Annotated in this window: 12 protein-coding genes and 1 pseudogene; all 13 read right to left on the bottom strand. The window is 72.3% G+C overall.

The window, feature by feature from the left end:
• Window positions 1-34: 34 nt before the first annotated feature.
• On the bottom strand, window positions 35-871 hold the full coding sequence (locus ACY0PA_RS38500; RefSeq protein WP_473081995.1) for an NAD(P)H-binding protein: 837 nt from the start codon (window positions 869-871) through the stop codon (window positions 35-37).
• A complete protein-coding gene (locus ACY0PA_RS38505; protein WP_473081996.1) occupies window positions 868-1,554 on the bottom strand; it encodes an antibiotic biosynthesis monooxygenase in 687 nt (228 codons plus the stop codon). Before ACY0PA_RS38505 ends, ACY0PA_RS38500 begins: the two co-directional genes overlap by 4 nt.
• Window positions 1,544-2,143, bottom strand: a complete 600-nt coding sequence (locus ACY0PA_RS38510; RefSeq protein WP_473081997.1) for an NADPH-dependent FMN reductase — start codon at window positions 2,141-2,143, stop codon at window positions 1,544-1,546. The genes ACY0PA_RS38505 and ACY0PA_RS38510 overlap by 11 nt, the downstream gene beginning before the upstream one ends.
• Window positions 2,140-3,372: an MFS transporter gene (locus ACY0PA_RS38515; protein ID WP_473081998.1), complete on the bottom strand. Its 1,233-nt coding sequence runs from the start codon at window positions 3,370-3,372 to the stop codon at window positions 2,140-2,142. The genes ACY0PA_RS38510 and ACY0PA_RS38515 overlap by 4 nt, the downstream gene beginning before the upstream one ends.
• A complete protein-coding gene (locus ACY0PA_RS38520; RefSeq protein ID WP_473081999.1) occupies window positions 3,372-4,346 on the bottom strand; it encodes an LLM class flavin-dependent oxidoreductase in 975 nt (324 codons plus the stop codon). Before ACY0PA_RS38520 ends, ACY0PA_RS38515 begins: the two co-directional genes overlap by 1 nt.
• Before the next feature lie 38 nt (window positions 4,347-4,384).
• Window positions 4,385-6,372: pseudogene (locus ACY0PA_RS38525) on the bottom strand (SDR family oxidoreductase).
• Between the two features lie 2 nt (window positions 6,373-6,374).
• Window positions 6,375-7,313 (bottom strand): aromatase/cyclase, encoded by a 939-nt coding sequence (locus ACY0PA_RS38530; RefSeq protein WP_473082000.1) that lies wholly within the window; start codon window positions 7,311-7,313, stop codon window positions 6,375-6,377.
• Window positions 7,314-7,338: 25 nt separating this feature from the next.
• Window positions 7,339-8,130 (bottom strand): 3-oxoacyl-ACP reductase FabG, encoded by a 792-nt coding sequence (fabG, locus tag ACY0PA_RS38535; RefSeq protein ID WP_473082001.1) that lies wholly within the window; start codon window positions 8,128-8,130, stop codon window positions 7,339-7,341.
• A 14-nt stretch (window positions 8,131-8,144) separates the two neighbouring features.
• Window positions 8,145-8,420 (bottom strand): acyl carrier protein, encoded by a 276-nt coding sequence (locus tag ACY0PA_RS38540; RefSeq protein WP_473082002.1) that lies wholly within the window; start codon window positions 8,418-8,420, stop codon window positions 8,145-8,147.
• Window positions 8,421-8,462: 42 nt separating this feature from the next.
• Window positions 8,463-9,683: a ketosynthase chain-length factor gene (locus ACY0PA_RS38545; protein WP_473082003.1), complete on the bottom strand. Its 1,221-nt coding sequence runs from the start codon at window positions 9,681-9,683 to the stop codon at window positions 8,463-8,465.
• Window positions 9,680-10,960, bottom strand: coding sequence for a beta-ketoacyl-[acyl-carrier-protein] synthase family protein (locus tag ACY0PA_RS38550; RefSeq protein WP_473082004.1), 1,281 nt, complete (start codon window positions 10,958-10,960; stop codon window positions 9,680-9,682). Before ACY0PA_RS38550 ends, ACY0PA_RS38545 begins: the two co-directional genes overlap by 4 nt.
• Complete coding sequence (locus ACY0PA_RS38555; protein WP_473082005.1) at window positions 10,957-11,283, bottom strand: TcmI family type II polyketide cyclase; 327 nt, start codon at window positions 11,281-11,283, stop codon at window positions 10,957-10,959. Before ACY0PA_RS38555 ends, ACY0PA_RS38550 begins: the two co-directional genes overlap by 4 nt.
• Before the next feature lie 3 nt (window positions 11,284-11,286).
• Window positions 11,287-12,765, bottom strand: a complete 1,479-nt coding sequence (locus tag ACY0PA_RS38560; protein ID WP_473082006.1) for an FAD-dependent monooxygenase — start codon at window positions 12,763-12,765, stop codon at window positions 11,287-11,289.
• Window positions 12,766-13,156: the final 391 nt, after the last annotated feature.

Below are 13,156 nucleotides of genomic sequence, written 5' to 3' on the forward strand. Positions count from 1 at the left end.
TCTCGCCCGAGGGGCACCGCGCCGTCGCCGTCACTCAGCGGAACGCCGCCGCATGCTCCCGCGCCCACTGCGCGAACGGGACCGCGTCCCGCCCGAGCACCCGCTCCACATCAGGCAGCGGCGCCTGCGGGCGGCCGTCCCGGTCCTTCTGGTAGTCGAGCAGGATGTCCGCGATCGCCTCCGGCAGCACGGCGGTCAGCTGGGCGCGGTGCTCCGCGCGGTCCACCCGCTCCACGGGCACGGGCACCCCGGCGGCCGCCGCGATCAACTCCGCCTGCCGCCGTGCCGACAGCGACTGAGGGCCGGTGATCCGCAGGACCGCCCCGCGATGGGCGCCGTCGAGCAGCGCCCGCGTGCTCACCGCGGCGACATCTGCCTCGTGGACGGGCTCGCTGTAGGTGTCGGGGTAGGCGAGCCGCACGCCCTGACCTGCGCGGATCGGCGCGGCCCACTGCAGCGCGTTGGTGGCGAGCGCACCCGCCCGTACGAACGTCCAGCCGAGCCCCGATGCCCGCAGGACGTCCTCCACGGCCTGGTGCTGCCGGGCGATGGGGCTGTGCTCGGCGCCATCCGCGTCGATCGCCAGAGACGAGAAAAGCACCACCTGCTCGACGCCCGCGGCTGCGGCCTCCTGGACGAACCGCTCGGCGGTGTCGGGCCGCGCGTACAGGAACACCTTGCGGATCGCCTTCAGGGCGTCGGCGAAGGTGTCGGGAGCGGCCAGGTCGAGGTGGGCAGGCGGTTCGCCAGGGAGCGCTCCGGACGTTACGGGGCCGGCGCTGGCGGGCCGCACTTCCTCGCCCGCGTCGTGGAGTCGGCGTACCACGGCGGCTCCGACGCGGCCGCGTACTCCGGTCACCAGGATGGTCATGAGGCGCTCCTGCCATGGTCGGCGACGGACTGTCGCGGGTCGATGCTGTGGTGCAGGTGGAACCGCTTGAAGCCGATCGGGCGCACACCGGGGGTGGCTCCGGTCGCCGCCAGGGTCGCCCGCCGGGTGGCGCCCTCCAAGAACGCCTCGTGGGCGGCGTCGTCCGTCCACTGGGCGTAGTTGAGGACGCGGGTGCCGTCGGTACTGGCGTGGAAGTGGGCGCTCAGCATGCCGCGGTGCTGGCCGACGGGGGCGCCCTCCAGCGCCCCGACCACGGACTCGATGATGCGCTCCTGCCGGTCGGCGCCGTCCACGTCGAAGCTCGCCACCACCCAGCAACCAGCGGGTGCAGCCAGGGAGTTGAGGTGCACGCTGCGGCGCAGCCGGTACTCGACGGGTTCGGCGCGGGCCGCGCCCCGCAGCGTCCGAACGAAGTGCCGGTACGTGTCCGGGCGCTCCGCCTGTACGTAGGTGAGGACCGTGTCGTCGTCGGTGTTGAGGTAGGCGTGGAAGGCGATGACGCCGTCGGGCAGCCCGGCGGCGCGCCACTGGCCCGCGACCTCGTCGAGCAGTCGGGTCCCCTGGGCGCGGTCGGGCACGTACCACTGGGTGACAAAAACGGTGTGTGCGTCGGGGCGGTCGATGTCCGGGCCGGTGGGCACGGGCAGTGTGTCACGTCCCATAGGGGTGCTCCTGCCGCGCGGCCCGCAACGCCCGGCCCCACCAGACGAGTTGGTCGAGCAGCGTCTTCGCCGCAGCGCCCGCCGCGGCATCCTCCCGGACGTCCGACGCGGCGTCGAAATGCTCCCACGCCGCGTGGAAGCTGACAGTCTCGCGCACCGTCACCGCGTGCAGTTCGGCGAAGACCTGGCGCAGATGCTCCACGGCGCGCAGCCCGCCGCCCAGACCTCCGTACGAGACGAACCCGACGGGCTTGGCCGCCCACTCGGTGAGGAACCAGTCGAGGACGTTCTTCAGCGAGGCCGGGAAGCTGTGGTTGTACTCGGGGGTCACCACCACATACGCGTCGGTCCGGTCCAGCACGGCGCGCAGGGCGTCGCGGACGGCGGCAGTCTCCGGAGGCGGCTCGTGGCCCGGTTCGGGCAGTGTCACCGGGAGCGGCACCTCGCGCAGGTCGACGGTGTGCACGGTCAGGTCGGGGCGGGTGCGTGCCCGGGCGGTGAACCAGTCGGCGACGGCCGGGCCGAGCCGTCCGTCGCGGACGCTTGCCGTGATGACGGCCAGGGAGAGGGGCGGGTGCGGTGCGGTCACGTTCGAACCTTTCGTGAGGCGGTGAGCAATCCGGGCAGGGCCGCCGCGAGCCCGACGGCGGCGACGGCGGTGAGCAGGGCGAGCGCGGGCCGGACGCCGTGCCCGTCGGCGATCAGCCGGCCGGTCAGCGGTAGCAGCACCACGGCGCCGAGCTGCACGGCCGCCTGATAGGCGCGGACGGCGGCCGGCCGGTCCTCGGCGGCCGCCGCTGCGGCGGCGCGCATGTTGAGCGCGGCGAAGGACAGTACGAATCCGGCGCCGACGAGCAGGAGCACCGGCAGGACCCCGGTGACGTACGACGTGAAGCGGGGGCGGGCCAGGAGCAGGGCATATCCGGCGAGCGGCGCCGCGGCGCCGAGCGCGATCAGCCGCTCGATGCCCCAGCGTGCCGTCAGCCGCGCGGCGAACGGCACGGTCACGGCGAGCGGCACACACGCGGGCAGCAGCGCGACCGCGTTGAGCCACGGCGACCAGCCGAGGCGCTCCTGCACCTGAAGCGTGATCAGGAACAGCACGCTGTGGTACGTGCCGTTCAGCGTCGCCGCGCCGACCGCCGTCCGCAGTAGTACGCCGCCGCACAGCAGCCGCAGCGCCGGACGGGCGGGCGCCCGTGGGCCCCGGTCGAGCGGCAGCACCCGCAGGCCGAGCACCAGCAGAAGCAGCGCGAGCGGCGCCGGGAACCACAGCGTCCAGCGCCAACTTCCCTGCAGCAGCGCCCCGGACAGGAGCAGGCCCGCGGTGAACCCGGCCGCCCCGCACAACGAGTACACGGACACCGCACGGCGCTGACGGGGCCCGTCCGGGAACGCCGTGGCGATGATGGACAACCCGGCCGGTGCGGTCATCGCCGCGCAGACACCCTTGACGACCCGCGTGGCGATGAGCAGGGCAGGACCGTCGGCCAGCCCGCCGGCCACGGACGCCACGGCGAACCCGAGCATCGCCGCCAGATACACGCGACGCGTCCCGAGCCGCGCGACGAGCCGCGCCCCCAGGACCAGCGCGGCGGCGAACCCGAGGGCGAAACCGCTCATCAGCCACTGCACGGTCCACGCCGACAGGCCCAGATCCGCTCGGATGACCGGCAGGGCCACCAGGACGACCGAGACCTCGATCGCGTCGAGGATCATGTTGGCGGACAGGATCAGCAGGACGGCCCTGTTCCGGACGTCCCAGGCGCCCTGTACCGCCGAAGGGTTGATGGGCGGTGTCGTGATGTCGCCGCTCATCAGGGCGTGGGGGCGAGGAGCGGCGGCAGCTTCTCCGTGATCAGCTCGATGTTCTCGGCGACCAGGTCGTCCGGCATCCCCGCGATGCTCGCCCAGAAGATGAGATGCCGTACCGGCAGCCCCGCCGTGAGCTCCTTGATCCGGACGGCGGCGTTCTCGGGGGTGAGGATGTCGAGCAGGCCGCGAGTGTCCTCGGCGTCCGGGTCGCGCAGATCGTCCAGGGTCAGCGGCGGCGGCCCGTCCTGCCCGGTCCCTTGCAGGGCGCCCTGCCGATAGGAGTTGACCTGGTGCAGCAGGTGAGGGCCGACGCGCCGCCAGGCGGCCTCCGGGTCGTTGGAGAGGATGATCGGCAGCAGGTCGCTGACCTGTGCGGTCTCGGGCGGATGTCCGCCCTCCGCCAGTCCTCGCAGATAGTGTCCGTGGATCGTGCGTGAGATGTGCAGCAGGCCAAGACCGAGCCGCCCGGCGATGCGCGCGCCGCGCGGCCCGTAGAACCCGCCCCACACCGGCGGCGGGTCCTGGATCGGCCCAGGGGTGATCGCCCGCTCCCGCCACAGCCGCAGGATCTCGGCGATGTTCCGCTCGGTGTGATGGAAGCGGCGCCCGAACTCTGCGCCGAACAAGGAGTATTCGGGACGCCGGTACCCTGCCCCGAGACCGAGCTCGAGGCGCCCGCCGCTGATCAGGTCGACCAGCGCGGCCTGTTCGGCGAGGTCCACCGGGTGGTGCAGCGCCGGCAGCACGACGGACGTGCCGATCCGGGCGCGGCGGGTGCGGGCCGCGACCGCGGCAGCGAACGTCAGAGGCTGCGGCAGATAGCCGTCGTCGAAGCGGTGGTGCTCGGTGAACCAGAGACCGCCGACGCCGCGCCGGTCGGCCTCCTCGCACAGCTCCAGGGTGTGCGCGTAGTGATCGGCCCAAGGGCGTTGCCACGCCTGGGGGTTGCGCAGGTCGAAGAGGAGTCCGACGTCCACGGTGTGTGGCTCTTCCTGTGAGGGTTCGGGCGGCGGGGTCATCCGAGGAGGGTCCCGCCGCTGGCGTCGATGAAGGACCCGGTGATCCAGCGGGCCTCGTCGGTGGCGAGGAACGTCACCACGTCGGCGACGTCCCCGGCCTCGCCGACCCGGTTGAACGCGGAGAGCGCCGCCATCTGCTCGACCGCCTCGGGGATGTCGAACACCGCGCTGCCGTTGTTGGTGATGCCGGGCGCCACGCTGTTGATGGTGATGCCGCGCGGCGCCAGATGGCGGGCCAGGTGCAGGGTCAGCTGCTCGATGGCGCCCTTCGTCATCGCGTAGGCGACCTGGTCGGGGTTGGCGACGCGGGTGAGGCCGGAGGAGATGTTGATGACACGGCCACCCTGGGGTATCTGCGGCAGGGCGCGCTGCAGCAGGAAGTAGGGGGCCTTGGCGTTGACGGCGAAGAACCGGTCGAACTGCTCCGGGGTGACGTCTTGCGGGGCGATGCCGCTCTGAGTGGTCTCGCCCGCGTTGTTGACGACGATGTCGAGCGTGGTGGCGCCTGTGCGTTCCTTGAGGCCCGCTTCCAGGCCGAGGAAGAGTTCGTGCACGTCGCCGGGCACGCCGAGTTCGGCGCGGACGGTGAAGCCGCGGCCGCCGTCCTTCTCGATCCGTTGGAGGGTCTCCTCGGCGGCGGCCTCATTGCCGGCGTAGTGCACGGCGACGAGGGCGCCCTCGCGGGCCAGGCGCAGGGCGATGGCGCGGCCGATGCCGCGGCTGGAGCCGGTGACGAGCGCGGTCTTGCCGGTGAGGCGGGTCATGCGGCAACTCCTCGGTCAGTGGAGGTGGTTGGGGGATTCAGGACATCGGCTTCGGCGTCGACGCCGCTGATGGTGCGGGCGAGGTGGCCGATCGCTGTGTCGAGGCCGAGCAGTTCGGCGAGGACCGCTCGCAGCCCTTCCACCTCCGGGCCGCCGAGCAGCAGCCGGGACTGGGCGCGGATGCCGGTGAGGGTGCGGGCGCCGACGCGGTGGCGCAGCCGGTCGTAGTCGTCGAGTGCGGGGCTGTCGGCCCGGCCGGTGAGGTGGTCGGCGAGCCGGTGGCCGAGGGCGGCGGCGTCCTGCAGGCCGAGGTTGAGGGCCTGGCCGCCCACCGGCATCTGGACGTGGGCTGCGTCGCCCGCGAGGATCACGCGGCCCTTGACGTAGCGGGCGGCCTGGCGGCTGGTGTCGTCGAAGGCGTTCAGCCACACGGGTGTGCCGTGCCCGATGTCCTCGCCGGTGACCTTCGCCCAGGCGGCGACGACCTCGTCGAAGGACGGTGGTCCGGTGCGCGGGGCGGGCTCGGCGCCGTGGACGTGCACCATGATGCGGGTCGTGCCGTCGGGCCAGCGGTGGGCGGTGGCGAGGCCGTGGGGGTGGCGCTCGAAGCGGCGGTTGGGTACGCCGATTCCCGCGACGTCGGCGCGGAGCATCTCCACGGTGGGGTCGTCGCCGGGGAAGTCGAACCCGGCCAGCTGGCGCACGGTGCTGCGCTCGCCGTCGCAGCCCACGACGTAAAAGGCCGCCAACTGCCTCGGTCCACCGTCCAGTTCGATGCCGGTGACGACGACCCGGTCCGCGTACTGGCGTAATCCGGTGACCGCGTGGCCGCGCCGGACCCGCGCGCCGAGGTCGGTCGCCCAGGTGTGCAGGGCCGCTTCGAGGCGGGTCTGCGGGCACTTGAACTGGCCGGCGTAGCGGTGGGAGGGGGCGGCGGCCCGCAGGTCGAGCGGGAGGCCGCCGAAGTGTCCGGGGCCGCCGTCGGGGAGCGGACCGAGCCGGGACAGGAGGCCGCGCTCGGCGAGGAGTTCCATGGTGCGGGTGTGCAGCGTGGAGGCTCGTGACTCGGTGGTAGGCGCGGTGAGCTGTTCGAGGACGGTCACCTGGACGCCGGCGCGGCGCAGGTCACCGGCGAGCAGCAGGCCCACCGGTCCGGCGCCGACCACGATCACGTCGGTCCGGTCCGGTGTGCCAGTCGGTAGGGGCGTGACGGCCGTCATGGTCAACGCCGCTCTTCCGCATAGCGCTTGGCGTGGCCGAGCGTGGCGCGGCTGTTGCCCCCGAGGGCCTCGCGGATGAACGCGCGGGCCTCGGGGACGCCGGCGTCGGGGCCGAGCACCTGGGTGATGGCGTCGGCGTTGAGAACGACGGTGTGCTGGGAGGTGGCGGTGGTGGTGCCGTCGGGGGCCTCGTCGAGCTGCCAGTAGCCGGTGTGCAGGGCGAGGAGGGCGGGCAGCGTCGTCTGCTTGTAGGCGATCTTGTGGTGGGGGAAGGCGACGCGTACCGACTCGGTGGTGTGGGTGGAGCCGTCCTTGGCGCGGGTGTCCATGCGCAGGGTCTGCAGTCCCGGCGTGTCCTCGGTGAATTCGACGGAGACGACGTGCGGCAGCCGCTCGGTCCACCGGTCGGCCTCGTTGAGAAAGTCGAACACGTCCTTGGCCGAGCCCTCGACGCGGACGCTGTCCTCGAAGGAGAGGGTGAGCTCGTCCGCGTGCGAAGCCCGCTCCAAGTTGTCTTTGAGGGCGGGCAGTTCGGCCTGGCTGTTGCGGTCGACGGCCTGGTCGATCCAGGCGAGGGAGTCGGGGTCGTCGTCGATGGCCCGGTAGGTGTGAAGGAGGCGCACGCGGGTCTCGTCCGCGGCGGCGGCCTCCAGGATCCAGGTTCCGGTCATCTCCGCGATCGGTGGTGAGGAGACCTCCTGCCAGAAGCGGATGCGCAGCGCGTCGGGGTCGAGGACGCGGCGCGACGTCCAGTTCTTGGCCTCGCCGTTGGCGGTGGCCCAGATCCGGATCCGCTCCTCGTCGCCGTCACGCTCCAGATGGTCGACGTACACGGACGGCGGGAACAGCCGCGGCCAGTTCTCCACCTCGGCCAGCAGCCGGTACACGTCCGCCGCCGCGGCCTGCACGGTGATCTCGTGTTCGGCCTCTCGTACGGTCATGGTGAACTCCTAGGGGAAGTGGGGGTCAGAAGTTGCCGAGGCCGCCGCAGACGTTGAGGGCCTGCGCGGTGATGGAGGCGGCGGTGTCGGAGGCGAGGTAGCCGACGAGGCCGGCGACCTCCTCGGGGGTGGAGTAGCGGCCGAGCGGGATCTTGGCCTGGAACTTGGTGAGGATCGCGTCCTCGCTGGTGTCGTAGGCGGCGGCGTAGCCCTGGCGCACGCGCTGGGCCAGGGGTGTCTCGACGTAGCCGGGGCAGACCGCGTTGACGGTGATGCCGGTCGGCGCGAGTTCGTTGCCGAGGGCTTTGGTGAAGCCGACGACGCCGTGCTTGGAGGCGGAGTAGGGGGCGCCGAGGACGACGCCCTGCTTGCCCGCCGTGGAGGCGATGTTGATGATGCGGCCGCGGTCCTTGGCGCGCAGGCCGCCCGCGTTGAGGACTTCGCGGGTGACGCGGAAGACGCTGTTCAGGTTGGTGTCGATGACGTCGTCCCACAGCTCGTCGGCGAGGTCGGCGGTGACGCCGCCGCCGCTGCGGCCGGCGTTGTTGACCAGCACGTCGACGGGCCCGAAGCGGTCGACCGCGGCGCGCACGAACTCCCGGACGTCGTCGGCGGAGCGCACGTCGAGGACGGTGCCGTCGACGTCGAGGCCGTCGGCGCGCAGTTCCTTGACGGTGGCGCTCACGTTCTCGCCGCTGCGCGCCCCGATGAACACCTGGTGGCCCTGGTCGGCGAGCAGCCGGGCCACGGCGAGGCCGATGCCGCTGGTCGCCCCGGTCACCACGGCCACGCGGGGGCTTGTGGTCTGCTGGGTCATGTCCCGGCCCCCGGTCAGGCGGCCTGGACGGCGGACAGGTGGGCGTTGACGGCGTCGATGAGCGCGCCCGGGGTGCGGGCCTCGGCGAGGGTGTCGTCGTCGAGGGTGATGCCCCACTCGCGTTCGATGCGCCCGCCGGTCTCCAGGAGGGCCAGGGACTCGTAGCCGAGCGCCTCGAAGTCGGCGTCGATGATGTCGCCGTCGAGGTCGACGCCCTCGTCGGCGCCGGCCGCTTCGCGCAGGACACGGCGCAGGTCGTCGAGGGTGAAGGCGGTGGAATGCGTGGACATGGGTGGTGCCTTTCGTGTGGGTGGTGGTGCGGATGCGTCGGGTCAGGTGCTCGCCGCGCGGACGACGAGTGCGGAGTTGAAGCCGCCCTGGCCGCGGGCCAGGACGAGGGCGGTGCGCAGTCGTGCGGGGCGCGGGGATTCGGTGACCAGGTCGATGGCGTGGTCCTCGGCGGGCCGGGTGGCGACGGTGGGCGGGATGACGCCGTCGCGCAGGGCGAGCAGGGCGGCGGCCAGGTCGAGGGGCGCGGCGCCGGAGTAGAGGCGGCCGGTCATCGTCTTGGGCGCGGTGACCGGGACGCCGCGCGGGCCGAACACCTCGGCCAGCGTCTGCGCCTCGATCCGGTCGAGGTCGGGCACGGCGGCAGCGTCGGCGAAGACGACGTCGACATCGTCCGGCTCCAACTCGGCGTCTTTGAGGGCGAGTTCTATGGCGCGGCGCAGGCCGGTGGCGCGGTCGCTGCCCGGCCGGGGATCCATGGTCGAGGCGTGTCCGGCGATCTCCCCGTACACATGCGGGGCTCCACGGCGCTGGGCGTGCTCCGCGTCCTCGACGACGAGCAGCGCGCCGCCCTCGCCCGGAACGTGCCCACTGGCCTCGGCGTCGAACGGCACATAGGCCCGGCCCGGGTCGTCGCGCGTGGTCAGCCGCCCGCCCGCCTGCTGGGCGACCCAGCCCCAGGAGCAGATGGACGCGTCGACGGCGCCGGAGACCACCAGCGAGGTGCCCTTGCGTACCTGGCGGCGGGCCTGCGCCACGGCGTCCAGGCCGCCCGCTTGGTCGCTGACGACGACGCTGCTGGGGCCGCGCAGGCCGTTGCGGATGGAGATCTGGCCGCTGTTGACGGCGTAGAACCAGGCGAAGGACTGGTAGGCGGAGACGTACTGGCCTCCCTTGCTCCACAGTGCCTTCAGCTCGTTCTGGCCGAACTCGAAGCCGCCCGAGTGGCTGGCCGTGATCACGCCCGCGGCGTAGTCGGGGAGTTCGCCGGGCTTCACGCCGGCGTCGGCGAGCGCCCAGTCGGCGCTCACCAGGGCGATCCTGGTCATCCGGTCGGTCTGCGGCAGCAGCCGGCTGGGCAGGTGGTCGGCTGCCTCGAATCCGCTGATCTCGCCCGCGAGCCGTGACGGATAGGACGAGGCGTCGAAGCGGGTGACTTCCTTGATGGCGCTGCGCCCGGCCAGGGTGTTGCGCCAGTACTCCTCGAGGCCGAGCCCGTTGGGCGCGGCGACGCCGAGGCCGGTCACCACGGTGCGTACGCTCATCGCTCGCTCCGATCCGGCCGCGCGAGGACCACGGCGCTCTGGAACCCGCCGAATCCGCTGCCCACCGACAGGACGGCGTCGGTGAGCTGGTCGCGGGCGGTCAGCGGCACGTAGTCCAGGTCGCACTCCGGGTCGGGCGTGTGCAGGTTCGCCGTCGGCGGTACGACGTGGTGCTCCATGGCGAGCGCGGAAGCGGCGATCTCGATCGAACCGATGGCGCCGAGCGAGTGCCCGACCATCGACTTGATGGAGCTGATGGGCGTGCGGTGAGCCTGCTCGCCCAGGCTCGCCTTGAACGCGGCGGTCTCGTGCCGGTCGTTCTGTTTGGTGCCGGAGCCGTGCGCGTTGATGTAGTCGATGTCCTGCGGGTCGAGGCGGGCCTCGTCGAGGGCCACCCGGATCGCCTCGGCCATCTCCTTGCCGTCCGGGCGCAGTCCGGTCATGTGGAAGGCGTTGGAGCGGGTGGCGTACCCCGCGACCTCGGCGTAGATGTGGGCGCCGCGGGCGCGGGCGCGGTCGAGGCGTTCCAGGACGAAGACGGCGCAGCCTTCGCCGAGGACGAAGCCGTTGCGGCTGGCGTCGAAGGGGCGTGAGGCGTGCTCGGGGTCGTCGTTGCGCGCGGTGGTGGCCTTGATGGCGTCGAAGCAGGCCACGGTGATGGGGGAGATGGGGGCGTCGGTCGCGCCGGCGACCATGACGTCGGCGAGCCCGTCGCGGATGACTTCGGTGGCGTAGCCGACGGCGTCGAGCCCGGAGGTGCAGCCGGTGGAGATCACGGTGCTGGGGCCCTCGGCGCCGGCCGCCCAGGCGACCTCGGTGGCGAAGGAGCTGGGGACGAGGAAGTTGTACAGGTGCGGCACCGCGTAGGTGTCGTCCACCACGTCGAGGCGGCCGCCGTCGCTGACCGTGCGGTACTCCTGGTCGAGGCCGGTGGTCGCGCCGACGGCGCTGCCGATGGTGACGCCGGTCCGGGCCGGGTCGAGTGCGTCGAGTTCGAGGCCGCTGTCCTGTACGGCTTCGCGGGCGGTGACGATCGCGAACTGCGCGGCCCGGTCCGTGCGCCGGATCTCGTGCGGGGTCAGACCGGCCAGTTCGGCGTCGAAATCGACCTCGGCGGCGACCTGGGAGCGGAACGGGGAGGGGTCGAAGAAGGAGATGCGGCGGGTCGCGGTGCGGCCGTCGGTGAGCAGCTGCCAGAAGTTCTTGGTGCCGATCGAGCCGGGGGCCGTGACGCCGATGCCGGTGATCACGACCCGGCGGTCCGGGCTGCGGCTCACCGGGCGCTCCAGTCGTAGAAGCGGCGGGCCATGGCGTCGGCGGGGGAGCGCCAGGTGGCCGGGTCGTACGCCTCGATGTGCGGCTTGAGGTCGTCGCTGATGGCAACGAAGCGCGGGTTCGTTTTGGCCTCCTCTATGCGCTCGCCGCCGTCGGCGTCGTCGAAGTCCTGGAGGTGGAAGTACAGGCCGCGGTAGGCGAAGAGCTGGCGCCTGCGGGTGCCCATGAGGTGGGGCATCTCCGTGGAGTCGAACGCGCCGAAGAGCCGGGCGACTTCGTCGTCCGAGCCCGGGTGGATCCGGGCGACGATCAGGGTGCTGTGCATCGTTTACCTCTCTCGGGAACCGGTGCGGTGCTTCGGCCCGAACCAGCGGGCCAGGGCGGTGGGCAGGTCGTCGTGGCTGCCGGGCGCGGCCCATGCCACGTAGCCGTCGGGACGCAGCAGTACGGCGGCGCTGCCGTACGGGACGGGGCCGGCGGGGTCTGCCGTGACCACGTCGACGCGGTCGCGCCAGGGGGCGGAACGGCGGCGCAGCCAGGGGTTGTCGTCGAGGTCGAGCAGGACGCCGCGGCCCTGCCGCAGGAGCGCGGCGCTGCTGGTGGGCCGTCCTGCCACGGTCAGCGGCAGGGCGGGCAGCCGGGCGCCGAGCAGCGGGTGGGGACCCGCGCCGACGTCGTAGCGGATCTCCACGCCGCTCACCTTCGCGGCGAGGTGGCGGGCGACCTGCTCGTACGAGAGGAGCTCCGCCAGCACCTCGCGCAGCGGTTGCACCTCGGCGCCGCCGAGGATGAGCAGGCTCTGCGCCTGGGTGTTGGCGAGCAACTGCCGGCCCACGTGGTGGCGTTCGCGGTGGTAGGTGTCGAGCAGGGTGGCGGGCGCGCGGCCGTGCAGGACGGCGGCCAGCTTCCAGCCGAGGTTCACCGAGTCCTGGATGCCGGTGTTCATGCCCTGGCCGCCGGCCGGCAGATGGATGTGCGCCGCGTCGCCGGTGAGCAGCACCCGGCCCCGCCGGTACTCGGTGACCTGCCGGGCGGCGTCCGTGAAGGCGCTGACCCAGACCGGTTGCGCGTGCGCGATGTCGTGACCGGTCAGGCGCTTGTAGGTGTCGGCGATCTCCTCGAAGCGGGGTGGGCCGGTGCGGCGGCGTGGCGGCGTGCCCCGCTCTCCGACGATGACGCGGTCCACGCCGTCGCCGAGCGGTGCGGACATGACCATGCCGCCGGAGACCAGTTCGCCGGTGGCCCGGGGCGCCACGTCGACGCCCCGCACGTCGGCCAGCAGCAGCTCCGTGGTCGCGTCCGTGCCGGGGAAGTCGAACCCGGCCGCCTTGCGCACGGCACTGCGGCCGCCGTCCGCCCCGACGAGATGCCGCGCCGTCAACGTGCGGTGCCCGTCCGGTCCTTCGGTACGCACCCGGATCGCGCCCTCGTCCTCGTCGAACCCGAGGAACGTGTGCCCGCGCCGGATGTCGGCGCCCAACTCGCCTGCCCACGCCTCCAATACGGTCTCGGTGAGCGACTGCGGGACGGCCTTGGCCGCCTTGTGCGCGCCGTCCAGGACGGCGAAGTCGAGCGGGATGCCGCCGAAGTGGCCCTGGGCGCTCGTCACCGGATCGCCGAAGCGGGGCAGCAGCCCGCGCTGGTCGAACGTCTCCATCGTGCGGATCGTGAGCCCCAGGCCCCGAGACTCGCCGGTGCGCTCCGCCAGCCGCTCCAGCACGACAACGCCGATTCCGGCCAGCCGCAGTTCTCCGGCGAGCATCAGGCCCGCCGGACCCGCTCCCACAATGACGACCGATGCGTCCATACAGCTCTCCTCTCCCGACTGATGAGGATTGGATTGACCAACCGCAAATATCCTCGGCTCGACCGCTTCGCGTTTTCAACCCGTCAATTGCAGGACCCGCAAAAGGTGTTGTGAGGCGATCGTCAACATGACGCGCTCCGCAAGGGATTCGACAAGCGAATGTCAGAGAAAGTGCAAATCTCGAAGATCGGCCGGGGAAATGACCGCCGACCGGGCTTCTTGTGACTCGGGTCACTGCCAGGCCGCACGATGCCTGCCTAGCCTCCACACCTGTGCCCTTCCGGGCCACGGAGCGCCGCCGACGTCGCTCCCCATCGTCTTTACAGGCTTGTGAATTATCCAGGCCCGGGGTTGTAGCGACTTGTCAGGCTCCGACAGACTGCACCGGTCG

It is taken from the genome of Streptomyces sp. DS1-CR2 (assembly GCF_055760475.1).

Bases quoted from the DNA above. Each gene is read 5' to 3' on its own strand.
- ACY0PA_RS38505 (WP_473081996.1), bottom strand. From the start codon at position 1,554: ATGGGACGTGACACACTGCCCGTGCCCACCGGCCCGGACATCGACCGC.
- ACY0PA_RS38530 (WP_473082000.1), bottom strand. From the start codon at position 7,313: ATGACCGTACGAGAGGCCGAACACGAGATCACCGTGCAGGCCGCGGCG.
- ACY0PA_RS38560 (WP_473082006.1), bottom strand. From the start codon at position 12,765: ATGGACGCATCGGTCGTCATTGTGGGAGCGGGTCCGGCGGGCCTGATG.
- ACY0PA_RS38540 (WP_473082002.1), bottom strand. From the start codon at position 8,420: ATGTCCACGCATTCCACCGCCTTCACCCTCGACGACCTGCGCCGTGTC.
- ACY0PA_RS38500 (WP_473081995.1), bottom strand. From the start codon at position 871: ATGACCATCCTGGTGACCGGAGTACGCGGCCGCGTCGGAGCCGCCGTG.
- ACY0PA_RS38515 (WP_473081998.1), bottom strand. From the start codon at position 3,372: ATGAGCGGCGACATCACGACACCGCCCATCAACCCTTCGGCGGTACAG.
- ACY0PA_RS38545 (WP_473082003.1), bottom strand. From the start codon at position 9,683: ATGAGCGTACGCACCGTGGTGACCGGCCTCGGCGTCGCCGCGCCCAAC.
- fabG (WP_473082001.1), bottom strand. From the start codon at position 8,130: ATGACCCAGCAGACCACAAGCCCCCGCGTGGCCGTGGTGACCGGGGCG.
- ACY0PA_RS38555 (WP_473082005.1), bottom strand. From the start codon at position 11,283: ATGCACAGCACCCTGATCGTCGCCCGGATCCACCCGGGCTCGGACGAC.